The organism is Bacillus sp. 17RED48 (genome assembly GCF_019837545.1).
GTDB lineage: Bacteria > Bacillota > Bacilli > Bacillales > Bacillaceae_G > Bacillus_A > Bacillus_A wiedmannii.
In genome coordinates this window covers 1,070,045-1,093,866 of sequence record NZ_JADAXG010000001.1, presented here as the reverse complement: position 1 = coordinate 1,093,866, position 23,822 = coordinate 1,070,045, and the positions used below count along the sequence as shown (strand labels likewise).

The following is a 23,822-nucleotide window of genomic DNA, read 5'->3' as shown; positions in this document are numbered from 1 at the left end:
GATCCCCCTTCTAACTAAAACGTAACAGCAAGTCGCGCATTTGCAACTTTATCCATTGGAATTTGGATTTCTTTTTTACGTGTTTTAATTGTTAATAATAATGTAATTGTAGTACCATCGTAGGAAAGTAGCTTTCCTTCAAACATTTTTTCACCATCAATCGGCTCATATGTTTTAATTGCCACTTGTTTTCCTACCGCTTGCTGGAAGTCTTTCTCTTTCTTTAATGGGCGTTCCGCTCCAGGAGATGATACATCCAAAAAGTAAAGATGAGGAATTGGATCCTCTTTATCTAAAGCTTCGCTTAAACGTTCACTTACCGCACCGCATTCTTCAATGTCGACTCCCTTTTCAGAATCGATGAATACGCGTAAGAACCAGTCTTGTCCTTCTTGCACATACTCTACATCTACAAGTTCAAGATTTAACTCTTCAACGATTGGCTGCGCAAATGCTTCTACAACTTCTGTGACTTTCTTATCCATAAACAGCCTCCTTCCTGCCGCCATGTACCATTTACAAGAAAAGACCCCGTCCATAAAAACGGTCCATCTTATTCTTTCTCGTTAGCTAACAAAAGCCCCTGCCGTTAAGCAGGGAATATCTGTCTTAGTATTACCAAATTTAAGAAGTAAAACTTGTAACAAAATATGTATATACGACAGAAATTTCTTACCTCTCCACATCAATAAAACGTAGATAGTAACACGAAAGAGTGGGTTTCCCCACTCTTTTTTTTACACAATATACATGACATGGTTATCTCGGTTAATAGTATACCATAGCAAATGTTGATTTGCAAAGACTTTTCCTACCTATTAGAACAGTGATAACTGGTTTTGATCAGGTAGATCGCCTAAGCAACCTTGACTATCTAAATACTCAATAATTGTTTTCGAAACCTTACTGCGCTGCTGTAAATCTTCTTTTGATAAGAAATCTCCATTTTTGCGTGCTTCTACAATACTTAAAGCTGCGTTTGTACCAAGTCCAGGCACTGCATTAAATGGAGGAATTAAAGTATCCCCATCAATAATAAATTCTGTTGCATGCGAACGGTATAAATCAACCTTTTGGAATGAGTATCCACGCTCACACATTTCAAGTGTCATTTCTAGTACTGTTAATAAACTTTTCTCTTTCGGCGCTGCATCCAAACCTTTTTGCGCAATTTCATCAATTCTTACACGTATAGATGCTGAACCCTTCGCCATCGCCTCTATATCAAAGTCATCTGCACGAACTGTAAAGTATGCCGCATAGAATAGAAGCGCGAAATGTACTTTAAAGTATGCAATACGTACAGCCATAAGTACGTAAGCAGCCGCATGGGCTTTAGGGAACATGTACTTTATTTTCTTACATGAATCAATATACCAACCTGGTACATTATTACTTTTCATGTCATCTTCCCATTCTTCCGGTACACCTTTACCTTTACGAACTGACTCCATGATTTTGAAGGCTAATGATGGGTCTAAACCTTGATAGATTAAATATACCATAATGTCATCACGACAACCGATAACTTCACTCAGCGTACATGTACCGTTATAAATTAACTCGTTTGCATTACCAAGCCATACGTCTGTACCATGTGATAGTCCAGAGATTTGGACTAACTCAGAGAATGTCGTAGGTTTCGTCTCTTCTAACATCTGCCTTACGAATTTCGTACCAAACTCTGGTATACCAAGTGTACCTGTTTTACAGTTAATTTGTTCTTCCGTTACCCCTAATGATTCCGGGCCTGAGAAAATTTTCATTACTTCTGGATCGTCTGTCGGGATTGTTTTCGGATCAATACCACTTAAATCTTGTAACATACGAATAACAGTCGGATCATCGTGTCCTAGTATATCAAGTTTCAATAAATTATCATGAATGGAGTGGAAATCAAAGTGTGTCGTTCTCCACTCAGCCCCTATTGAATCCGCCGGAAACTGAATTGGTGAGAAATCAAAGATATCCATGTAATCTGGTACAACGATAATACCACCTGGATGCTGTCCGGTTGTACGTTTTACGCCCGTACATCCTGCTACTAAGCGGTCAATCTCTGCATTTCGAATCGTTAAATTATGATCATTTGCATAACCTTTTACATATCCATAAGCCGTTTTTTCCGCGACTGTACCTATTGTACCCGCACGGTATACATAATCTTCACCGAACAGTACTTTCGTATAGTTATGGGCACGTGGTTGGTATTCCCCGGAGAAGTTCAGATCGATATCGGGTACCTTATCTCCTTTAAATCCAAGGAACGTTTCGAACGGAATATCATGTCCATCTTTCACGTATGGAACATTACATGCAGGACATTCTTTATCCGGCAAGTCAAAACCAGAACCTACAGAACCATCATTAAAGAATTCTGATTGCTTACACTTCGGACATACATAGTGTGGTGGTAATGGGTTTACTTCTGTAATTTCCATCATCGTTGCAACGAACGATGAACCTACCGATCCACGCGAACCTACTAAATATCCGTCTACTAACGATTTCTTCACAAGCTTATGTGAAATTAAATAAATTACGGCGAATCCATGCCCAATAATACTTTTTAATTCTTTTTCTAAACGCGCTTCTACAATTTCAGGTAACTCTTCACCATAAATGCTACGCGCCATTTTATAACTCATGTCACGCGTCTCATCATCTGCACCTTCAATTTTCGGTGTATATAGATCATCTTTCACCGGATGAACATCACCAATCAATGATGCAACCTTTTGTGTATTCGTTACAACAATTTCTTTCGCTACGTCTTCACCTAAGAATGAAAAACACTCTAACATTTCATCCGTTGTACGGAAATGTACAGGTGGTAATGAATGTCGGTTTAACGGATTGGCTCCGCCCTGCGAACTGACTAAAATTTTGCGATACATTGCATCCTCTGGATCTATATAATGCACGTTTCCTGTAGCAACAACTGGTTTATCTAACGTCTCACCTAGTTTTACTAAGTTAGAAATAATTGTTTTTAATTGTCCCTCATCTCGAACCAGTTCACGTTCTACTAAATGACGTAACACCTCTGGAGGCATTACTTCAATGTAATCATAGAACTGCGCAATTTCTTCTACCTCTTCAGGAGCTTTTTGCATCATCGCCTCAAACACTTCACCTTTATCACAAGCCGTTCCTACTAAAATTCCTTCACGATATTTTTTTAATAGTGACCTTGGTACTCGTGGTACACGATAAAAGTAATTTAGGTGAGAATAGGAAACAAGTTTATATAAATTTTTCAACCCTACATCTGATGTGGCAAGTAACGTCATATGACTTGGACGTCCACGCTTATACGCATCCCCTTGCCCCATGCTATCATTTAATTGATCGTGATATTCAAATCCCTTTTCAATCACATCTTTTAACATTTTCACAAGTAAGTATCCCGTTGCTTCTGTATCATAAATCGCACGGTGATGTTGCGTTAATTCAATATCAAGCTTTTTACACATCGTATTTAATCGATGGTTTTTCATTTCTGGGAATAAGAATCTTGCAAGTTCTAACGTATCAATAACAGGATTATTCGTTTTTTCTAGCCCAGCCTTTTTAAAACCTACGTTAATAAAGCCCATATCAAAACTTGCGTTATGAGCAACAAGTGTATGGTCGCCCATCCATTCTTCAAACTTTTTAAACACTTCGTCCACTTCTGGTGCATCCGTTAACATATCATCTGTAATACCTGTTAATTCAATAATCGTCGCAGATAATGGCTGATGTGGATTTGCGAAAGATTCAAAGCGGTCAATAATTTCGCCACCTTTTACTTTTACAGCCGCTAACTCGATAACAGTATCATATACAGCTGATAAACCTGTCGTCTCAACGTCGAAAACAACATATGTTTCCTCTGCAAGTAAACGATGCGCTTCGTTATATGCAATTGGTACACCATCATTAACTAGATTCGCTTCTACACCATATATAACTTTAACCCCAGCCTTTTTACCCGCAGAATATGCCTCTGGGAAAGACTGCGCAACAGCATGGTCTGTAACAGCGATTGCCTCATGTCCCCATTTACCTGCTTGGGCAACAAGTCTAGAAACAGGAGTAACAGCGTCCATTTGGCTCATCGGTGTGTGAAGATGCAGCTCTACACGTTTTTCACCTTCTGGCGCTTTATCTTTACGAGACGGTCCTGTTATTTCATTTATATCATTTGCAATCATTACTAAATCTCGAACGAATGTATCATTTTGAACAGAACCACGCGCTTTCACCCACATTCCTTTTTTCAAGGATTGCAGCATTGGAATATCTTCTTTGTCACGCGAGAACATTTTGATCATAATTGAATCCGTATAGTCTGTTATTTTTAAAGTTAATAACGTACGGCCACTACGCAGCTCTTTCGTTTCTACATGGAAGACGTATCCTTGAACTGTTTTTCTTCTTTCTTCATCTTGAATTTCTCGCATCGGTGTAATCTCTTCATCCGGCTTAATGAGATATCCGAGTACAACCGGTCCTTCATGCACAACGCTACTTTCTTCAGCTTGCTTCTTCGCCATTTCTTCCATAGCTTGTATAACACGTTCACGATCTTCTTGCTGCGTTTGCTCACGAAACTTTTGCATTTCTTCTGTATTTTGCTGTATATGTGTGTCTAACTGAAAACGCGGGAATCCAAAAGTTTCGTATTGATCCCCTACTGGTTTCGCAACGTTTTTCTTTAAAGCAGTAGATTCCAGCTCATTATTCACATTTATTAGCAACTTCACTCCATTCACCTGCGGAAGCTGCTTCTTTAAGTAAGCAAACATAGGTGAAAATGTAATTCGTTCCGTACAAAGCGGCCAATACGCCCTCACTTCTTCTTCTGTAAATTGTTTATTCTCTGTTTCTAATGCAAATGTTGTTCTTGCAATATGAGAAAATGATTGCTTAAGCTTTGTTTCTAGCAATTCATATAATTCTGTAGGCAAAATACGTGGCACTTGTAGATCAAAATGCCAACTTTTATTCGCTTTATCAATAACGAGCCTTTCAATACCACCACCTTGTAAATATTGATTTATAAGGTCGTCTGGTATTTGCAACTGCTGGAGCAAAATTTGAAATCGCTCTTGTTGTTCATTTGTTAAAGACATAAGCACTCTCCTTCCATTTGCTATTATAAATTGAAACGTACTACAAAGAAAGATTTCTCCCTTCTTCTTTTACAAAATACGTTTACAAAGAAAGAGAAGGTACCTCATTACGAGGTACCTCTTCTTATTTTAAAATATTTGTAATATATGTTTGAAGTTCTTCTACTTTCACTTCTTCAGACTCGCCTGTAGCACGTACTTTCACTTCTACAATACCTTCGTCTGCTTTTTTACCAACTGTCACGCGAACTGGAAGGCCGAATAAATCTGCATCTGCAAATTTAACACCCGCACGTTCTGCACGATCATCTAGTAATACTTCGTACCCTTGTTCTTGTAATGAGTTGTAGATATTTTCACCCATTTCACGTTGTGCATCAGATTTCATATTTACTGGAATTACATGCACATGGAACGGTGCAACAGCTTTTGGCCAAACTAAACCGTTCTCATCATTAAACTGCTCTGCGATTGCTGCCACTGTACGAGATACACCGATACCGTAACAACCCATAATAAGTGGTTGTGTTTTTCCGTTTTCATCTAGGAATGTTGCGTTCATTGCTTCACTATAACGAGTTCCTAATTTGAATACATGACCAACTTCAATTCCGCGTGCGAAAAGAATTGTTCCGTTTCCATCTGGAGACTGGTCTCCTTCTTGAATGAAGCGTAAATCTGTATATTGATTTACTTTAAAGTCACGTTCTGGATTTACATTTACATAATGGAATCCTTCTTCGTTCGCTCCTGAACAACCGTTAACAATTGATGCTACAGCATGGTCTGCGATAATTTCGATATCACCTGTTACACCAATCGGTCCTAAAGAACCAACTTCACAGTTTAATAATTCTTTCACTTCTTCATGAGAAGCAAGCTCAACAACTGAAGCGCCGTATACATTTTTCACTTTTACATCGTTTACTTCATGATCACCACGTACAAGTACAACTACTAATTTCTCATCTACTTTAAATACCATAGACTTAATGCACTTGTCAGCTTCAATGTTTAAGAATGCAGATACTTCTTCAATTGCTTTTTGATCTGGTGTTGCTACTTTTTCAAGTGCCTTTTCTGCTTCATCACTCTTCGTATACGTAGCTACAACAGGAGCCATTTCGATGTTTGCTGCATAATTAGATGTATCAGAGTATGCAATTGTATCTTCACCAACTTCAGATAATACCATAAATTCATGCGTATCTTTTCCGCCCATTGCTCCAGAGTCAGCAATAACTGCACGGAAATTCAAGCCACAACGAGCAAAAATGTTAGAGTATGCTTTGTATAAACGATCGTATACTTCATCTAAACTCTCTTGTGTAGCATGGAAAGAGTATGCATCTTTCATTAGAAACTCTCTTCCACGTAATAAACCGAAACGAGGTCTTTGTTCATCACGGAATTTTGTTTGAATTTGGTACAATGTTAACGGTAATTTTTTATATGATTTCACTTCATCACGTACAAGATCCGTAATTACTTCTTCATGTGTCGCTCCTAATGCGAATTCACGAGCGTTACGATCTTTCATACGCATTAATTCAGATCCGTAAGAATACCAACGGCCTGATTCTTGCCATAATTCTGCCGCTTGCATCGCTGGCATTAATAATTCTACAGCTCCTGCGCGCTCCATTTCTTCTCGAACGATACGTTCTACTTTGTGTAGTACTTTTAATCCAAATGGTAGAAAACTATAAATACCAGAAGCATTTTGACGCATAAAACCTGCGCGAAGTAATAACTGATGACTCTTAATCTCCGCATCAGCTGGAACTTCACGTAATGTAGGACTGAATACCATACTTTGTTTCATTTATTCGCACCTCTTCATTTTACTCTTTCACGCAGTAAAACCCCTCACCTCGAGTTAGGTGAGGGATTTTATTCTACGAGCTCTATTTCATTATAAGTTTCACTTTATTTTACAAGAAAAACTTACGAATGTCATTCCAAGTTACAACTAACATAAGTAACATTAATAATGCAAAACCAATAAAGTGAACCATTCCTTCTTTTTGGCGGTCAATTGGTTTCCCTCGTAACGCTTCAATTAAGAAGAAGAACAAACGTCCACCGTCTAAAGCAGGGACTGGTAGTAAATTAAATAAACCAAGGTTAATACTTAAAACTGCTGCTAAACTTAATACACGCGTAAATCCATAATCTACAACTTGATCTGTTAGATTATAAATTCCTACTGGACCTGACAACTCATTAATAGAGAATTGACCAGTTACTAATTTCACAAGTGAATCAAAAATTAGTTTTGTCCATTGGTATGTTTGTTCAAATCCTGATTTAATAGAACCCATTACTGTTTTCTCTACTGGAGAGTAAACACCAATTCTACCCACTTCGTCTTTTCCTTCTTTATCGAGTGTTGGCGTTACTTTTACATTAAACTGTTCATTATCACGCTTTACTTGTAACGTAATTTCTTTATTTGGGTTTTCACGTACAACGGTAACAACATCTTTCCATGTACTTGTGTTTTTCCCATCGATTGCTTGAATTGTATCATTTTCTTTTAATCCAGCTTGCTCGGCTGCACTATTCTCCATTACTTTTCCGACCATTGGCTTGTCAACAGGAACACCTTGTACAAATCCAAGAATCACAAAAATAACAAATGCTAAAATGAAGTTCATTGCAGGACCTGCAAAGATTGTTAAGGCACGTTGACCCAATTTCTTGGAGCCGAACTGCCTATTGTACGGAGCAATTTGTATTTCTTCACCAGCAGTAATAATACGAGCCTTTTCATTCACTCGGAATGTTTGAAGCTCTTCCTCGTACTCTTCATAGCCCGAAATTGTTAAATTATGCTCTAAATCAGCTTGTTCGACTTCAATGACACGAACATTTGGATACTTTTCATATCCATCAAAAACTAATTTCGCAACTTCGTCTTTTTCATTTAATACAAGGCCAACCTTTTTTCCAGGCTTTAACTCAACTGTGTCTGCATCTTCGCCAGCCATTCTTACATAGCCACCAAGGGGCAGTAATCGAATCGTATACACCGTTTCATTCTTTTCAAATGAGAATATTTTCGGACCAAAACCAATCGCAAACTCACGGCATAAAATACCTGCTCTTTTTGCGAAATATAGATGCCCTAGCTCATGGAAAAATACGAGTGCACCGAAAATTAATATAAAGGCAATCGCTGTATTCAATTCCATAACCACCTTTGCTAAATTTGTTCCATCACAAACCGTCTTGTGGCTGCATCAATTTCCAAAATTTCCTCTAAGCTCGGACGTGCAATGACATTGTGATGGTTCATTGCTTTTTCAATGAGGTCTTCCACTGTTAAGAAACCAATTCTCTTTTGTAAAAAAGCTTCAACAGCTACTTCATTCGCTGCGTTCATTACAGCTGGCATACTTCCACCTGCTTTTCCAGCTTCATACGCAAAACGTAGGCAACGGAATCGTTCTTGGTTCATTTTTTCAAAATGCAACGTCCCTATTTCCCATAAGTTTAACTGTTTTGTGTCTGTTAGAGGCAATCGATCAGGATATGTAAGCGCGTATTGAATTGGTACTCGCATATCAGGTGAGCCAAGCTGTGCCATTACACTACGATCTTCAAATTCAACCATAGAATGGATAATACTTTCTTTATGTAAAACAACATCGATTTGCTCATAAGGGATACCAAAAAGCCAATGTGCTTCAATTACTTCTAGCCCCTTATTCATCATTGTAGCAGAATCAATTGTAATTTTCGAACCCATTGACCAGTTTGGATGTCGAAGTGCATCTTCTACGGTCACATGATGCAATTCATCTCTCGTTTTATCACGGAAACTTCCACCGGAAGCCGTTATAATTAGTCGAGAAATTCTTTTTTCATTTTCACCATTCAAACATTGAAAAATAGCTGAATGTTCACTATCTACCGGAAGTAACGAAACATTATGTTTTCGTGCCGCTTCCATTACAAGATGCCCTGCAGTTACTAATGTTTCTTTATTTGCAATTCCAATTGTTTTTTTCGCCTCAATTGCACGAAGTGTTGGTAACAACCCTACGCTACCTACAACAGCATTTACTACAATCTCCGCATCTGGATGTAATGCTACTTCTAAAAGCCCTTCACTACCATATACAACTTTTGTATTACCAGAGACAGCTTGTAATTTTAAAACATCTTCCTCTCTTTGCACAGAGACGATTTGCGGAGAAAATTCTTGAATTACATTTACTGCGTAGTCAATATTTTTCCCTACAGAAAAAGCAACGAGACGGAATTGGTCTGGGTGCGAGCGTAATACATCTAAAGTTTGTGTACCAATTGATCCGCTTGCACCTAATAAACTAATGTTTTTCATGACTCCAACCCCTCGTTCATTTATTAATTGTATTGTAATAAGAAGTAGAGAATTGGTAAAACAAATAACCAACTATCTGTTCGATCTAATATACCACCATGTCCAGGTAAAATCGTACCTGAATCCTTTACGCCATAATGACGTTTAAATGCAGACTGTACTAAATCACCAATTTGTCCAAAAATAGAAATGATAATTGTCAACACAATTAAAATCCCTACATTAGCCTCAACAGGGAAGAACATATTGTAAACGAGTGCCACAACAATTCCACAAACGATGCCACCTATTGAACCTTCAATCGTTTTATTTGGACTAATTTCTGGCCACAATTTCCTCTTTCCTAATGCCTTTCCTACGAAATATGCGCCTGAATCAGTAGCCCATATAACAAATAATGCACAAAACACATATTTAATTCCTAATATTCTCGTTTCATTCAAATATAGGAATCCCATTCCAACATATGTTGTTGCCATTAGTAAAAATGAAGCATTGTCAAAAGTAAATGTATTCTTAGAAAGGACTGTATATGATAAAAGTAATAAAACAATCACAAATGTGATTTCTAATTTACCTAATCCAATCTGCGTAAATAGTTCTGATGCACTACTTGGAATTAAAATGATCCATAATAATACTGCAGCTAAAACTGTTGGTATTGAAATAAGCGTAAGCTTATTCATACGAATTAATTCATATAAACCTATAGAAGCAAGTGCATACACTAAAACCGTAAAAGGCACGCCACCGTAAATTACGATGGGAATGAATAGCGCGGCAGCAACCACTCCAGTAATAATTCTCTGTTTCACTACCAAACCCTCTCTTTCTACACGCCTCCGAATCTGCGCCCTCTATGCTGAAAGTCTGTAATCGCATTTAGCAAATGTTCCTCGGTAAAATCTGGCCAATACACATCTGTAAACCAAAATTCCGAATATGCAATTTGCCATAACATGAAATTACTAATACGTAGCTCTCCGCTCGTACGGATTAACAACTCTGGGTCAGGTAAAGAACTCGTCATTAAATAAGAAGAAAGCATTTCTTCACTTACATCTTCAACACGAATTTTTCCTTCCTCACTATCTTTCACCATATGTTGCACAGCAGAAACGATCTCATCTCGACTTCCATAGTTTAACGCGAAATTAAGAATTAATCCCGTATTCTCTTTCGTATCTTCCATGGCCTTTTCCATCGCTCTGCGTGTATGCGTAGGAAGACGATCTTGTTGTCCTATTACTCGGACTTGTACGTTCTCTTTAATCAATTCTGGTAAAAATGTACCTAGAAATTCTTCTGGAAGCCTCATTAAATAGTCAACTTCCTTTTTCGGTCTTTTCCAGTTCTCAGTTGAAAAAGCATAAAGAGTTAATACTTTGACATTAAGTTTGCTTGCAAATTTTGTGATTTTCTTTACAACTTGCATGCCTTCATGATGTCCCGCAATACGAGGCATCGCTCTCCTCTTTGCCCATCTTCCATTACCATCCATAATGATGGCAATATGTTCTGGGACGTATCCTTTTTTCACTTTTTCAACGAGATGATCAAACGATGCGACCTTTTTACTTTTAAAAAAAGGAAAGTTTTTAAACATCATTCATACCCTCCAGCAAGCAGACGTATGCCTAAAAGTGTAAAAAGACCCCCTTAAGAAGAGGGTCATATTTGCGAAGGTATCGCTATTACACTTCCATGATTTCTTTTTCTTTGTTTTTTGCGATTTCGTCAACTTTTGCAATATATTTATCTGTTTCTTTTTGGATATCTTCAGTATATCCTCTTAAATCATCTTCTGTAATATCGCCAGCTTTTTCAAGCTTCTTAAGATCATCGTTACTGTCACGACGTACATTACGAACAGCAACTTTTGCTTCTTCAGCATATTTTTTTACAACTTTTACAAGATCACGACGACGCTCTTCTGTTAATGCAGGGAATGCAATACGAATTACAGTTCCATCATTAGAAGGATTTAAGCCTAAATCCGCTTTTAAGATTGCTTTTTCAATATCACCGATAGAAGTTTTATCATAAGGTTGAATTACAAGTAAACGTGCTTCTGGAACTGTAATGTTCGCTAATTGCACAACAGGTGTTGGTGCACCATAGTAATCAACTTGTACCTTATCTAATACAGACGAGCTTGCACGACCTGCGCGAACTGTTGCCAATTCACGAGAGTAAGCAGCAACTGCTTTTTCCATTTTTTCATTTGAAGACTTCAATACTTGTTGTCCCATATTTATTTCCCCCTTACAACTGTTCCGATATTTTCGCCTAAAACGGCACGTTTAATGTTACCTTTTTCCATAACCGAGAATACAATTAATGGAATATCATTGTCCATACATAAAGAAGAAGCTGTTGAATCCATTACACCTAAACCTTCTTTTAATACATCTAAGTAAGTAAGTGTTTCGTATTTCGTAGCTGTTGGGTCAAGAGATGGATCTGCATTATATACGCCATCTACATTATTTTTCGCCATTAAGATGACGTCTGCTTCGATTTCCGCTGCACGTAGTGCTGCCGTTGTATCTGTAGAGAAATATGGGTTACCTGTACCTGCTGCAAAAATCACAACACGTTTTTTCTCTAGATGACGAATTGCTTTACGACGAATGTAAGGCTCTGCTACTTGACGCATTTCGATTGAAGTTTGAACACGAGTTTGAATTCCAATGTTCTCTAGGCTATCTTGAAGAGCTAATGAGTTCATAACTGTTGCTAACATACCCATGTAATCTGCTCCAGCACGATCCATTCCCATTTCACTTCCGATTTTTCCACGCCAAATGTTTCCGCCACCAACAACAACAGCAACCTCTACATCAAGTTCTGCAATTTCTTTCACTTGTTCCGCAACTGATTTAATAACAGACGGGTTAATTCCAAATCCTTGTTCGCCAGCTAACGCTTCTCCGCTTAGCTTTAATACGACACGATTATATTTCGGTTTACTCATAATGAACCTCCAATTGCTTACATCTTTATTTTAAAAAAGGGAACACAATGTGTTCCCTAATCTTTATTAGTTGCTACCTTTTACTTGGTTCATTACTTCTTCAGCAAAGTTGTCTTCGCGTTTTTCGATACCTTCACCAACAGCGTAGCGAACGAATCCTTTTAATGTTCCGCCTTTAGACTCAACGAACTGACGAACTTTCATATCAGGGTTTTTAACGAATGATTGGTCAAGTAAGCAAATTTCTTCGAAGAATTTGCCTAGACGGCCTTCAACCATTTTTGCAACGATTTTTTCAGGCTTGCCTTCGTTTAAAGCTTGTTGTGTTAATACTTGACGCTCATGCTCAACTTCTTCAGCTGTTACAGCATCGCGGTCGATGTATTTAGGGTTAACTGCTGCAATATGCATTGCTACATCTTTAGCAGCTGCTTCATCAGTAGAACCTTCAAGAACTGTTAATACACCGATGCGTCCACCCATGTGTAGGTAAGCACCGAATGCATCTGCATCAGTTTTTGTTACGATTTCGAAACGACGAAGTGTAAGTTTTTCACCAATTTTAGCGATTGCTTCGTTGATGTGCTCTTCTACTGTTTTACCGCCTTCGATTGTTTGAGCCATAGCTTCTTCAACGTTAGCTGGTTTGTTAGCTAATAAGTGAGCAGCTAATTCTTTAATTAATGCTTGGAAACCTTCGTTTTTCGCAACGAAATCAGTTTCAGAGTTTAATTCTAAGATTAAACCTTCGTTACCGTTTGTTTCGATGAAAGTTAAACCTTCAGCAGCAATGCGGTCTGCTTTTTTAGCAGCTTTCGCAATACCTTTTTCACGTAAGAAGTCAATTGCCTTCTCCATGTCGCCATTAGTTTCTGTTAAAGCTTTTTTGCAGTCCATCATACCTGCGCCTGTTTTTTCACGAAGTTCTTTTACCATTTGTGCAGTGATTGCCATATTTTTCATCCTCCTAAAATATGTATTTATACCTTTTATAAAGGTGTTTATACCTTAAAAAAGGTGATAAAAGGCCGAACCCCTTATCACCTTTCCAAATTTGTTACGCAGTAACAGTTTCTTCACCTTGTTTTGCTTCAAGGATCGCGTCTGCCATTTTAGATGTAAGAAGTTTTACAGCACGAATTGCATCATCGTTTGCTGGGATAACGTGATCGATTTCGTCTGGATCACAGTTTGTATCAACGATACCGATGATTGGAATGTGTAATTTGCGCGCTTCAGCAACTGCAATACGCTCTTTACGAGGGTCTACTACGAATAATGCACTTGGAAGACCTTTCATATCTTTAATACCGCCTAAGAATTTCTCAAGACGCTCTAACTCTTTTTTAAGTTGAACAACTTCTTTCTTAGGAAGTACTTCGAAAGTACCATCTTCTTGCATTCTTTCGATGTCTTTAAGACGCTTGATACGCTTTTGGATTGTTTGGAAGTTTGTTAAAGTTCCACCTAACCAACGTTGGTTAACGAAGTACATACCAGCACGAGTTGCTTCTTCTTTAATAGCTTCTTGTGCTTGTTTTTTAGTACCTACAAATAAAATGTCTCCACCTTCAGCAGCGATGTCACGCATCGTTCTGTAAGCTTCCTCAACTTTTTTCACAGTTTTTTGTAAGTCGATGATGTAGATACCGTTACGCTCTGTGAAAATGTAACGCTTCATTTTTGGGTTCCAACGACGAGTTTGATGTCCGAAATGAACACCAGCTTCAAGCAATTGCTTCATAGAAATTACTGACATAATATAGTTCCTCCTAAATGGTTTTTGATATCCTCCGTTTACTTCATCTCTAAGCGAAACTACAAACGTAGCACCAACACTTAAATCAGTAAACGTGTGTACTTTGTACTGACACCACTGCTTACTATATCATACTGAAATATTACAATCAAGTCGAAAATGCGAACAATGTAAAACTTTCTTTGTTTATACTCGAATTCTAGTATTACCAACCTGCATTTCTTTTAAGCAAAAAAATGAAATGCAATTCATAGCTTTTCCAAAGAACACGATTATGACGCTTTTTACAAACACCATTAATCTTTTATACACAAAAAACTCTCCTCAAAAAACGAGGAGAGTTTTATAAATTAGTTTGTTTTTAATTTAGCAAGTTCCTGTAGAAATTTGTCGTTTAGCACTTTAATGTATGTTCCTTTCATACCTAAAGAGCGAGACTCAATAACACCAGCACTTTCTAATTTACGTAGTGCATTTACGATTACAGAACGAGTAATTCCTACGCGATCAGCAATTTTACTTGCAACAAGTAAACCTTCTGTTCCATTTAATTCTTCGAAGATATGCTCGATTGCTTCTAACTCACTGTAAGATAATGAGCTAATCGCCATTTGAACAACAGCTTTACTACGTGCTTCCTCTTCGATTTCTTCTGCTTTTTCACGTAAGATTTCCATACCTACTACAGTTGAACTGTATTCAGCAAGGATTAAATCATCGTCTAAGAACTCTTGACCAAGACGAGCTAACACTAATGTGCCTAAACGCTCACCGCCACCAACGATTGGTACGATTGTAGTTAAACCTTGACCGAATAATTCTCTATTTTCTACTGGGAATGCTGTGTAAGCACTGTTTACATCTAAGTTCGAAGATGTTTCTGTAATGTTGAATAAGCTTTGCGTGTATTCTTCCGGGAATTGACGCTCTGCAAGCATTTGTTTCATACGCTCATTCTCAATTTGTTGGTGAATTGCATAACCTAGTAATTTACCACGACGACTTACTACGAATACGTTCGCTTCGATTACTTCACACATTGTGTCAGACATTTCTCTAAAGTTTACAGGCTTTCCTGCTGCGCTCTGTAATAACGCATTTAATTTTCTTGTTTTTGCTAATAATTCCATTTCAAAAGTTCCTCCTACATGTTACTTACATATTTTTTCATCACTTGGAAACTAGGGCGAGTCACCTGATGACACTATTACAAAATAAACTGGCTCACATCTTTATTTTTAGCAATCGTTGCTAATTTCTCCTCAACGTATTGAGGTGTTATCGTTATTTTCTCTAACGTAATTTCAGATGCTTCAAACGATAAATCTTCAAGGAGTTTCTCCATAATCGTATGAAGTCTTCTTGCTCCAATATTATCTGTATCCTGATTAACTTGATAAGCAATCTCAGCAATCTTACGAATAGCTTCGTCTGAAAATTCAATTTCTATACCTTCAGTCGCTAATAAAGCCATATATTGTTTAATTAACGCATTGTCAGGCTCGATTAATATTTTAACAAAATCATCTGTCGATAATTTTGTTAACTCTACTCGAATCGGAAATCTCCCTTGCAGTTCCGGAATTAAATCCGACGGTTTAGACATATGAAACGCTCCAGCTGCAACGAATAAAATATAATCCGTTTTTACTGATCCGTATTTTGTCGCAACATTCGACCCTTCTACAATTGGCAAAATGTCACGTTGCACACCTTCACGTGATACATCTACGCTATTCGACTGCTTACCAGCAATTTTGTCAATTTCATCGATAAAAATAATCCCGAGCTGTTCAGCACGATAAACAGCCTCTTGTGTAACTTCATCCATATCAATTAAGCGCTGTGCTTCCTCATTTGTCAAGAGTTTTCTTGCTTCTTTTACAGAAATTTTACGTTTTTTTGTTTTTTTCGGCATAAAACTTCCTAATGCATCTTGGAAATTCATTCCCATTTGTTCCATGCCAGTTCCTTGTAACATATCGAACATGGAAGACTGTTGCTCAGTCACTTCAATCGATACAATTTCATCTTCAAGAAGTCCTGCGGCAAGCTTTCTTTCCACATCTTGACGTTTCTTTTCAATTTCAACATCTTCCTGTGCATCAGATGTTTGATTCGAATTTTGAGCACCGCCAAATAGCATTTCTAATGGGTTTTTAAATCCAGATTGTTTCTCCGGACTCGGCACTAAAATTTCAACAAGACGTTGGTTCGCTTGTTCTTCTGCTTTATCTTGTACTTTAATTACCATTTCTTCTTTCACGATACGAACTGACGTTTCCACAAGGTCACGTACCATCGATTCTACATCTCTACCTACATATCCAACTTCTGTAAATTTGGTAGCTTCAACCTTAATAAAAGGTGCTCCAACGAGTTTCGCCATTCGTCGTGCTACCTCTGTTTTACCAACACCTGTCGGTCCAATCATTAAAATATTTTTAGGCGCAATTTCATCACGTAGATTTTCAGCTAATTTACTTCGACGATATCGATTTCTTAAAGCTACAGCAACCGCTTTCTTCGCATCTTTTTGACCGATAATGTATTGATCTAATTTTTCCACAATTTGACGCGGAGTAAAATGTAAATGCATATAAAATGCCTCCCTTACGATTCTACAATTCTTCCACAATTATATTGTGGTTTGTATAAACACAAATATCGCCAGCAATGTCTAAACTCGCTTTTGCAATTTGCTTCGCTGTTAAATGTTCACTTGCATATTGCTTTAAAGCACGACCTGCAGAAAGCGCATAATTCCCACCAGATCCAATCGCTAAAATACCATCATCCGGTTCAATCACTTCTCCTGTACCTGAAACAAGAAGCATAGTTGTTTTATCCATGACAATGAGCATCGCTTCTAGCTGACGTAACATTTTGTCGCCACGCCATTGTTTTGCCATCTCAACTGCAGCACGCTGCAAGTTCCCATTGTACTCTTCTAATTTCCCTTCAAACATTTCAAAAAGAGTAAATGCGTCAGCGACGGAACCTGCAAAGCCAGCTAAAACTTTCCCTTGGAAAAGTTTACGGACTTTACGAGCTGTATGTTTCATTACAACTGCATTTCCCATTGTCACCTGACCATCTCCAGCCATTGCACATTCTCCATTATGATGAACTGCAAATATCGTTGTAGCGTGGAAATTTCCCATAGAAAAAACTCCTTTATATGTTTTTATAGCTTTAAAAGCAATTTATGCCCGTGGGTGATGCTTCATGTAGACCGAACGCAATCTTTCTTTAGAGACATGCGTATAAATTTGTGTCGTCGACAAATTCTCATGACCGAGTAGCTCCTGTACAGTACGTAAATCTGCCCCTTCATCTAACATGTGTGTAGCAAATGTATGCCTTAACATATGGGGACTTATCCGCATTGTCAGTGAAGCCTTCTTAATGAGTTCGTTTAATACATAGCGTACCCCTCGACTTGTTAGCGGCGTGCCTTTCGCATTTAAAAATACCATATGAGAGTGTTCTTCAGTTTTGTGAGCTAACTGTTTTCTCCCGTTCTCTATATAAGTAATTAAAGCATCTTGCGCATAGCTTCCGAACGGAATATACCTTTGTTTTTTTCCTTTTCCCATTACTAAAATTGTTCCCACCGCGAAGTCAATATCGGTAAGTTGTAAATTGACACATTCACTCACACGGATTCCAGTCGCATACATCAACTCTAATAAAGCTTGATTCCTTTGACCTAGCGGTGTTTCCGTATCAGCAACTTCAAATAATTCCTCTAATTCTTCAGCATATAAAAACTTTGGGATTGACAATTCTTTTTTGGGGAGTGACGCAAGTGCAAACGGATTATCTTTCCGATAACCTTCACGCATCAAAAAACGATATAAACTTCGTAAGCTTGATACTTTTCTTGCGACAGATTTACGGGCTAACTTTTCATCGTGCAACGTCGTTAAGTACAAACGAACATCCGCGTATGTAACATCTAAAAAAGAGGATATGCCTTCTCGCTCCATAAATTGCACAAAATGTTCTAAATCATTTTGATAACTTGCAATTGTATATTTTGAATAATTTCTTTCAATTTGTAAATATCCAACGAATAATTGTAACAATTTCTTCACATTCACACAATTCACCTCAATAAAGGCTACTAAATCGTATCACAACTTAGTAGCCTTTGCAAGAAATTTAACTAAATATTTACAAAATTTTGAATTGTTTCTAAAGCGCGTGTTGCATATGCTTCATTTCGTTCTGCTTTTCTCTTAATTTTCTTCTCTAACGGTGCAAACAAACCGAAGTTTGCATTCATTGGTTGGAAGTTTTTCGCGTTTGTCGCAGTAATATAATTCGCCATACTTCCCATTGCAGTTACAGGCGGTAATACAACTGGCTCTTCACCTTTCGCAAGTCGAGCAGCGTTAATACCTGCTAGTAATCCTGATGCCGCCGATTCAACATATCCCTCTACTCCAGTCATTTGGCCAGCGAAGAATAAATCATCACGTTGTTTATATTGATATGTTGGACGAAGCAAGTTAGGTGAATTAATAAACGTATTACGATGCATTACACCATAACGTACAATCTCTGCATTTTCCAGTCCCGGAATCAACTGTAACACTTCTTTTTGTGGCCCCCACTTTAAATGCGTTTGGAAACCTACGATATTGTATAATGTTCCTGCTGCATCATCTTGACGTAACTGAACAACAGCATATGGCGTTTTCCCTGTTTTCGGATCTTCTAATCCAACAGGTTTCATCGGTCCAAATACTAGCGTCTGTCTTCCTCTACTTGCCATAACTTCTACCGGCATACAACCTTCAAAGAAAATTTCTTTTTCAAATTCTTTTAAAGGTACTGTTTCAGCAGCAATTAAAGCCTCGTAAAAACGGTCAAATTCCTCTTCCGTCATTGGGCAGTTTAAATATGCAGCTTCACCTTTATCGTAACGAGACTTTAAATATACTTTATTCATATCAATGCTGTCTTTCTCAACAATCGGTGCTGCAGCATCATAGAAATAAAAATAATCTTCACCTGTTAATTCTTTTAATTGTGCAGCAAGATCAGGAGACGTAAGTGGACCTGTCGCGATAACAGTAGGCCCTTCTGGAATTTCAGTAATTTCTTCATTCATCACAGTTACGTTCGGATGGTTTTTCACATACTCCGTTACCTTTGCCGCAAATTCATGACGATCTACAGCTAAAGCTCCTCCTGCTGGTACAGAGCACTCATCAGCTGCACGAATAATAACAGAGTCCATTAGACGCATTTCTTCTTTAATAACACCAACAGCGTTTGTTAATGTGTTTGCTCGAAGCGAGTTACTGCATACTAACTCTGCAAATTTATCTGTGTGATGAGCTGGCGTTTGCCTTACTGGTCTCATTTCATATAATTTCACTTGGACACCACGTTTTGCAATTTGGTAAGCTGCTTCACTTCCTGCAAGACCTGCGCCAATGACGTTTACTACTTGTGTTGTCATATTTATCACCTTTCCTTTTCTTCCCGAAAAAAATGTGAGCAGTTACGCTCACATTTGTTGTTCTTCTTCATAATCACACGAAATACATTGTACTTGCACGCCTTTTTTCAACTTCTTCTCTACAAGCATACCTTCGCACTTCGGACATTTACGACCAATTGGTTTATCCCAAGATACAAAGTCACACTCTGGATACGTACCGCATCCATAGAAAAGACGTTTCTTTTTATTACTACGGCGTTCAATAATTTGACCTTTATCACACTTCGGACAAGTAACACCGATTTCTTTCACAATCGGTTTTGTATTACGACAATCTGGGAAATTCGAACAAGCCATAAATTTCCCGTATTTACCCATTTTAAAGACCATTGGGTGATCACACAATTCACAGTCTTCCCCAGCTGGTTCATCTTTAATTTCCACTTCACGCATTTCTTTTTCCGCTTTTTCTAAACGCGGTTCAAAGCCTACGTAGAAATCATCAACAATTTTTACCCAATTCGCATTTCCTTCTTCTACTTCATCAAGACTTTGCTCCATGTTAGCAGTAAATTCAATGTTAATAATTTCTGGGAAAAACTCTAAAATAAGTTCAATTACTATTTCACCAAGTTCAGTTGGAACGAAGCGTTTATTATCCAAACCTACGTATCCACGTTTTTGAATCGTTTCAAGTGTCGGTACGTAAGTCGACGGTCTTCCAATTCCAAGCTCTTCAAGTGTTCTTACTAGACGAGCCTCTGTATAGCGCGGCGGAGGTTGTGTAAAGTGTTGCTTCGGTTCTAAATCCTTTGAAAATACCGTTTCCCCTACTTCTAAAGGTGGCAACATTTTATCCTTTTCTTCAGCCCCATCATCTTTCGACTCTACATACACTTTCATAAATCCTGGAAACTTTACAACCGATCCACTTGCACGGAACTGAACATTGTTATTAATGAGTCTAGCTGTCACAGTATCCATTATAGCAGACGCCATTTGACTTGCAACAAATCGCTCCCAAATCAGTTTATACAACCGAAGTTGATCACGACTTAAGAAACTCTTTAGTTCCTCTGGCCTTCTCATTACCGAAGTAGGACGAATTGCCTCATGCGCATCTTGCGCGTTCGACTTTTTCGTTTCTTTCTTCTTTTCTGTCCCTATGTATTCCGCACCAAACGCCTCAGTAATGTAAGTACGCGCCTCTGTTTGAGCTGTTTCTGAGATACGTGTTGAGTCAGTTCTCATATACGTAATAAGACCTACCGTCCCTTGCTTTCCAAGATCTATACCTTCATACAATTGCTGCGCGAGCATCATTGTTTTCTTTGCTCGCATGTTTAACTTACGCGCTGCCTCTTGTTGCAAGGAAGATGTTGTAAACGGTAATGCAGGATTACGTTTTCGCTCTTTTCGCGTTACATTTTCAACTGAAAACGCATTATCTTTCATCTGTTCAATTATTTCATTCACTTGCGTTTCATTCGTTAATTGAACTTTTTCACCATCTACACCGTAAAAGCTTGCTTCAAATGTGTCTTTCCCCTTTACAAATTCTGTCTTAATTGTCCAGAATTCTTCAGGCTCAAAGATTTGAATTTCTTTTTCACGTTCGATAATTAAACGAACTGCTACAGATTGTACGCGTCCTGCACTTAATCCTTTTTTTACTTTCTTCCATAATAAAGGACTAATATTGTAACCAACAAGACGATCTAGTATACGCCTTGCTTGTTGTGCATCTACTAAATCCATATTAATCGCACGAGGGTGTTTAAATGATTCTTTTATTGCATCTTTTGTAATCTCATTAAACACAACTCGACAATCTGATTCAACGTCCACATTTAACGTATTGGCTAAATGCCAAGCAATTGCTTCCCCTTCGCGGTCTGGATCGGCCGCGAGATAGACTTTCTTTGCTTTTTTGGCCGCTGATTTTAAATCTTTTAAGACGGGACCTTTACCACGAATGGTAATATACTTCGGGGTGAAGTTGTTCTTTACTTCTATCCCCATTTGGCTTTTAGGTAAATCGCGAACGTGTCCCATAGACGCGACAACTTTGTATTTTTTCCCTAAATATTTCTCAATGGTCTTCGCCTTAGAAGGCGACTCCACGATTACGAGGTAATCTGACATGCTAGTGCCTCCTTAAGAGGTGGATTCAAGTCTTCATCAATCTTATTGATTTCTCTTGTTTTTGTCAATCAAGAATGAATATACCATACAGCGCCTATCTACCATTTGTCAATAATTGTTTAATAAAAACATAAAAATATAAGGTTAATTTAAAACCTCTTCCAAGATATCTTCTGCATTTCTTACTAGTTTTGCTCCTTGTTGAATCAAATGATTCGTTCCTGATGCACTATCTATAAATATAGGTCCAGGAAGTGCAAATACCTCTCTATTTTGCTCTAAAGCAAGGTCCGCAGTAATAAGTGTTCCACTTCTTGATTTCGCTTCTACAACTAAAACACCCTTACTTATACCACTAATAATCCGGTTCCTTTTTGGAAAATACCATTTTTTCGGTGCATAGTGCGGCGGATACTCTGTTAATAACAATATATATTCATTCCACGTTTCATATAAATGTCTATTTTCTTTTGGATACATATACGATAATCCATGTCCTAGTATTGCAATAGTCGGGCAATGCCGTCTTACTGTAATTTCATGAGACATTGTATCTATCCCTCTTGCAAACCCACTGACAATAAGCCATTCCCTTTCTAATAATGGGTGTAAAATAAATTTTAAACTCTCATGTCCATATAAAGTCGGTTCTCTCGTTCCAATAACCGCTAATTTATTCGCTTTATTGAGAAAACCCTTCTCTCCTTTTCCATATAACACAAAGGGGGGATCTTGTATTTCACGTAATAATTGTGGATAATCTTCATCCCATATAGTCATATAAAAGATTCGATTTTTTTCTAAATAAGATATATATTGCGGGAGATTTGAACTTTGAAGAAAATTTACTAATTCTGAAGATTTTTTCGAGGATATTCCAGTGTAGTATTCCATTTGTTTTGTATTAAACGTGTATATTCCCTTCAATTCAGGATCGACATATAGTAGTCTTTCCATCGCCTTCCAATGATCTGCTAAAAAATAATGAAGATGTAACAATCGTTCTCTTTTCATCTTAATTCTCCTTACCCATAATTTTTATTATGTAAACAAGAATTACGTAAAAAGACACCTTCAAGCAAGAAGGTGTCTTTCAACAGATTAGTAGTTTTTACAAGTTTCAAATAGACCTTTTTCTTTTAAGACAGAGATTAGCGTTTCGCCCATAACCGCTGGAGTTTCCGCTACTTTAATACCACAAGCTTCCATCGTTTTAATCTTTTCTGCAGCAGTTCCTTTACCGCCAGAAATGATTGCACCAGCATGGCCCATACGTTTGCCAGCAGGCGCTGTTTGGCCACCAATGAAGCCTACAACAGGTTTTGTCATATTAGCTTTCACCCATTCAGCTGCCTCTTCTTCTGCTGTACCACCGATTTCACCAATCATAATTACAGCATGCGTTTCTTCATCTTCATTAAATGCTTTTAACGCATCTATAAAGTCCGTACCGTTAACTGGGTCCCCACCGATACCTACAGCAGTAGATTGACCAATACCTTCTTGTGTTAACTGATGTACAGCCTCATACGTTAATGTACCAGAACGAGATACGATACCTACATGGCCTTTTTTATGAATGTACCCTGGCATAATACCAATTTTACATTCATCAGGCGTAATAACACCAGGACAGTTCGGTCCAAGTAAACGTGTATGTTTACCCGCCATATATCTCTTTACGTTTACCATATCTAATACAGGAATTCCTTCGGTAATACATACTACTAAATCGATTTCTGCATCAACTGCTTCCATAATTGCATCAGCCGCAAAAGCGGGTGGAACGTATACAACTGAAGCGTTTGCGCCTGTTGCTTTCACTGCATCTTCTACAGTATCAAATACTGGTACACCTTCAATATCAGTGCCACCTTTACCTGGCGTTACACCACCGACAATTTTCGTACCGTATTCAATCATTTGTTTTGTGTGGAATAAACCTTGAGAACCTGTAATACCTTGAACAATAACTTTTGTATCTTTATTAACTAATACGCTCATTTTTCTCC

19 protein-coding genes are annotated in these 23,822 nt (G+C 37.9%); all 19 read right to left on the bottom strand.

Features of this window, described 5'->3' with window-relative positions; all coding sequences use genetic code 11:
* Window positions 1-14: 14 nt before the first annotated feature.
* A complete protein-coding gene (rimP, locus tag ILT06_RS06105; protein ID WP_000359098.1) occupies window positions 15-485 on the bottom strand; it encodes a ribosome maturation factor RimP in 471 nt (156 codons plus the stop codon).
* A 333-nt stretch (window positions 486-818) separates the two neighbouring features.
* The gene (locus tag ILT06_RS06100; RefSeq protein ID WP_064475017.1) at window positions 819-5,120 is read right to left on the bottom strand and encodes a PolC-type DNA polymerase III; all 4,302 of its coding nucleotides are present in this window, start codon (window positions 5,118-5,120) and stop codon (window positions 819-821) included.
* 124 nt (window positions 5,121-5,244) lie between these two features.
* On the bottom strand, window positions 5,245-6,945 hold the full coding sequence (locus ILT06_RS06095; protein ID WP_064475016.1) for a proline--tRNA ligase: 1,701 nt from the start codon (window positions 6,943-6,945) through the stop codon (window positions 5,245-5,247).
* Between the two features lie 109 nt (window positions 6,946-7,054).
* Window positions 7,055-8,311, bottom strand: coding sequence for an RIP metalloprotease RseP (gene rseP / locus ILT06_RS06090; RefSeq protein ID WP_142315321.1), 1,257 nt, complete (start codon window positions 8,309-8,311; stop codon window positions 7,055-7,057).
* A 17-nt stretch (window positions 8,312-8,328) separates the two neighbouring features.
* Entirely contained in the window at window positions 8,329-9,471 is a 1,143-nt protein-coding gene (dxr, locus tag ILT06_RS06085; protein WP_064475014.1) for a 1-deoxy-D-xylulose-5-phosphate reductoisomerase, read from the bottom strand.
* Between the two features lie 23 nt (window positions 9,472-9,494).
* Entirely contained in the window at window positions 9,495-10,286 is a 792-nt protein-coding gene (gene cdsA / locus ILT06_RS06080) for a phosphatidate cytidylyltransferase (RefSeq protein WP_064475013.1), read from the bottom strand.
* 17 nt (window positions 10,287-10,303) lie between these two features.
* The gene (gene uppS, locus ILT06_RS06075; protein ID WP_064475012.1) at window positions 10,304-11,080 is read right to left on the bottom strand and encodes an undecaprenyl pyrophosphate synthase; all 777 of its coding nucleotides are present in this window, start codon (window positions 11,078-11,080) and stop codon (window positions 10,304-10,306) included.
* A gap of 85 nt (window positions 11,081-11,165) precedes the next feature.
* The gene (frr, locus tag ILT06_RS06070; protein ID WP_000531506.1) at window positions 11,166-11,723 is read right to left on the bottom strand and encodes a ribosome recycling factor; all 558 of its coding nucleotides are present in this window, start codon (window positions 11,721-11,723) and stop codon (window positions 11,166-11,168) included.
* A 2-nt stretch (window positions 11,724-11,725) separates the two neighbouring features.
* The gene (pyrH, locus tag ILT06_RS06065; protein WP_000042666.1) at window positions 11,726-12,448 is read right to left on the bottom strand and encodes a UMP kinase; all 723 of its coding nucleotides are present in this window, start codon (window positions 12,446-12,448) and stop codon (window positions 11,726-11,728) included.
* A 66-nt stretch (window positions 12,449-12,514) separates the two neighbouring features.
* Window positions 12,515-13,402 carry a translation elongation factor Ts gene (gene tsf / locus ILT06_RS06060; protein ID WP_098110641.1) on the bottom strand — a complete coding sequence of 296 codons (888 nt, stop codon included), beginning with the start codon at window positions 13,400-13,402 and terminating at the stop codon, window positions 12,515-12,517.
* A 103-nt stretch (window positions 13,403-13,505) separates the two neighbouring features.
* Window positions 13,506-14,207: a 30S ribosomal protein S2 gene (rpsB, locus tag ILT06_RS06055; protein ID WP_000111485.1), complete on the bottom strand. Its 702-nt coding sequence runs from the start codon at window positions 14,205-14,207 to the stop codon at window positions 13,506-13,508.
* A gap of 350 nt (window positions 14,208-14,557) precedes the next feature.
* Window positions 14,558-15,337, bottom strand: a complete 780-nt coding sequence (gene codY, locus ILT06_RS06050; protein ID WP_000421290.1) for a GTP-sensing pleiotropic transcriptional regulator CodY — start codon at window positions 15,335-15,337, stop codon at window positions 14,558-14,560.
* Window positions 15,338-15,414: 77 nt separating this feature from the next.
* Entirely contained in the window at window positions 15,415-16,806 is a 1,392-nt protein-coding gene (hslU, locus tag ILT06_RS06045) for an ATP-dependent protease ATPase subunit HslU (protein WP_222654922.1), read from the bottom strand.
* A 22-nt stretch (window positions 16,807-16,828) separates the two neighbouring features.
* Window positions 16,829-17,371, bottom strand: coding sequence for an ATP-dependent protease proteolytic subunit HslV (gene hslV / locus ILT06_RS06040; protein ID WP_000526271.1), 543 nt, complete (start codon window positions 17,369-17,371; stop codon window positions 16,829-16,831).
* A 42-nt stretch (window positions 17,372-17,413) separates the two neighbouring features.
* Window positions 17,414-18,313: a tyrosine recombinase XerC gene (gene xerC / locus ILT06_RS06035; RefSeq protein WP_001101235.1), complete on the bottom strand. Its 900-nt coding sequence runs from the start codon at window positions 18,311-18,313 to the stop codon at window positions 17,414-17,416.
* A gap of 65 nt (window positions 18,314-18,378) precedes the next feature.
* Window positions 18,379-19,683: an FADH(2)-oxidizing methylenetetrahydrofolate--tRNA-(uracil(54)-C(5))-methyltransferase TrmFO gene (gene trmFO, locus ILT06_RS06030; protein ID WP_064475009.1), complete on the bottom strand. Its 1,305-nt coding sequence runs from the start codon at window positions 19,681-19,683 to the stop codon at window positions 18,379-18,381.
* A 48-nt stretch (window positions 19,684-19,731) separates the two neighbouring features.
* Window positions 19,732-21,810, bottom strand: a complete 2,079-nt coding sequence (gene topA / locus ILT06_RS06025; protein WP_001286953.1) for a type I DNA topoisomerase — start codon at window positions 21,808-21,810, stop codon at window positions 19,732-19,734.
* 144 nt (window positions 21,811-21,954) lie between these two features.
* Window positions 21,955-22,824, bottom strand: coding sequence for a DNA-processing protein DprA (gene dprA, locus ILT06_RS06020; RefSeq protein ID WP_088047267.1), 870 nt, complete (start codon window positions 22,822-22,824; stop codon window positions 21,955-21,957).
* An 87-nt stretch (window positions 22,825-22,911) separates the two neighbouring features.
* A complete protein-coding gene (gene sucD / locus ILT06_RS06015) occupies window positions 22,912-23,814 on the bottom strand; it encodes a succinate--CoA ligase subunit alpha (RefSeq protein ID WP_000115178.1) in 903 nt (300 codons plus the stop codon).
* Between the last annotated feature and the right edge of the window lie 8 nt (window positions 23,815-23,822).

What these genes read in the sequence shown, in the direction of transcription:
- pyrH (WP_000042666.1), bottom strand. Translation starts at nt 12,448, where the DNA reads ATGAGTAAACCGAAATATAATCGTGTCGTATTAAAGCTAAGCGGAGAA.
- tsf (WP_098110641.1), bottom strand. Translation starts at nt 13,402, where the DNA reads ATGGCAATCACTGCACAAATGGTAAAAGAACTTCGTGAAAAAACAGGC.
- hslV (WP_000526271.1), bottom strand. Translation starts at nt 17,371, where the DNA reads ATGGGAAATTTCCACGCTACAACGATATTTGCAGTTCATCATAATGGA.
- dprA (WP_088047267.1), bottom strand. Translation starts at nt 22,824, where the DNA reads ATGAAAAGAGAACGATTGTTACATCTTCATTATTTTTTAGCAGATCAT.
- dxr (WP_064475014.1), bottom strand. Translation starts at nt 9,471, where the DNA reads ATGAAAAACATTAGTTTATTAGGTGCAAGCGGATCAATTGGTACACAA.
- topA (WP_001286953.1), bottom strand. Translation starts at nt 21,810, where the DNA reads ATGTCAGATTACCTCGTAATCGTGGAGTCGCCTTCTAAGGCGAAGACC.
- codY (WP_000421290.1), bottom strand. Translation starts at nt 15,337, where the DNA reads ATGGAATTATTAGCAAAAACAAGAAAATTAAATGCGTTATTACAGAGC.
- trmFO (WP_064475009.1), bottom strand. Translation starts at nt 19,683, where the DNA reads ATGACAACACAAGTAGTAAACGTCATTGGCGCAGGTCTTGCAGGAAGT.
- frr (WP_000531506.1), bottom strand. Translation starts at nt 11,723, where the DNA reads ATGGGACAACAAGTATTGAAGTCTTCAAATGAAAAAATGGAAAAAGCA.
- rimP (WP_000359098.1), bottom strand. Translation starts at nt 485, where the DNA reads ATGGATAAGAAAGTCACAGAAGTTGTAGAAGCATTTGCGCAGCCAATC.
- uppS (WP_064475012.1), bottom strand. Translation starts at nt 11,080, where the DNA reads ATGATGTTTAAAAACTTTCCTTTTTTTAAAAGTAAAAAGGTCGCATCG.
- hslU (WP_222654922.1), bottom strand. Translation starts at nt 16,806, where the DNA reads ATGCATTTACATTTTACTCCGCGTCAAATTGTGGAAAAATTAGATCAA.
- ILT06_RS06095 (WP_064475016.1), bottom strand. Translation starts at nt 6,945, where the DNA reads ATGAAACAAAGTATGGTATTCAGTCCTACATTACGTGAAGTTCCAGCT.
- ILT06_RS06100 (WP_064475017.1), bottom strand. Translation starts at nt 5,120, where the DNA reads ATGTCTTTAACAAATGAACAACAAGAGCGATTTCAAATTTTGCTCCAG.
- sucD (WP_000115178.1), bottom strand. Translation starts at nt 23,814, where the DNA reads ATGAGCGTATTAGTTAATAAAGATACAAAAGTTATTGTTCAAGGTATT.
- rpsB (WP_000111485.1), bottom strand. Translation starts at nt 14,207, where the DNA reads ATGTCAGTAATTTCTATGAAGCAATTGCTTGAAGCTGGTGTTCATTTC.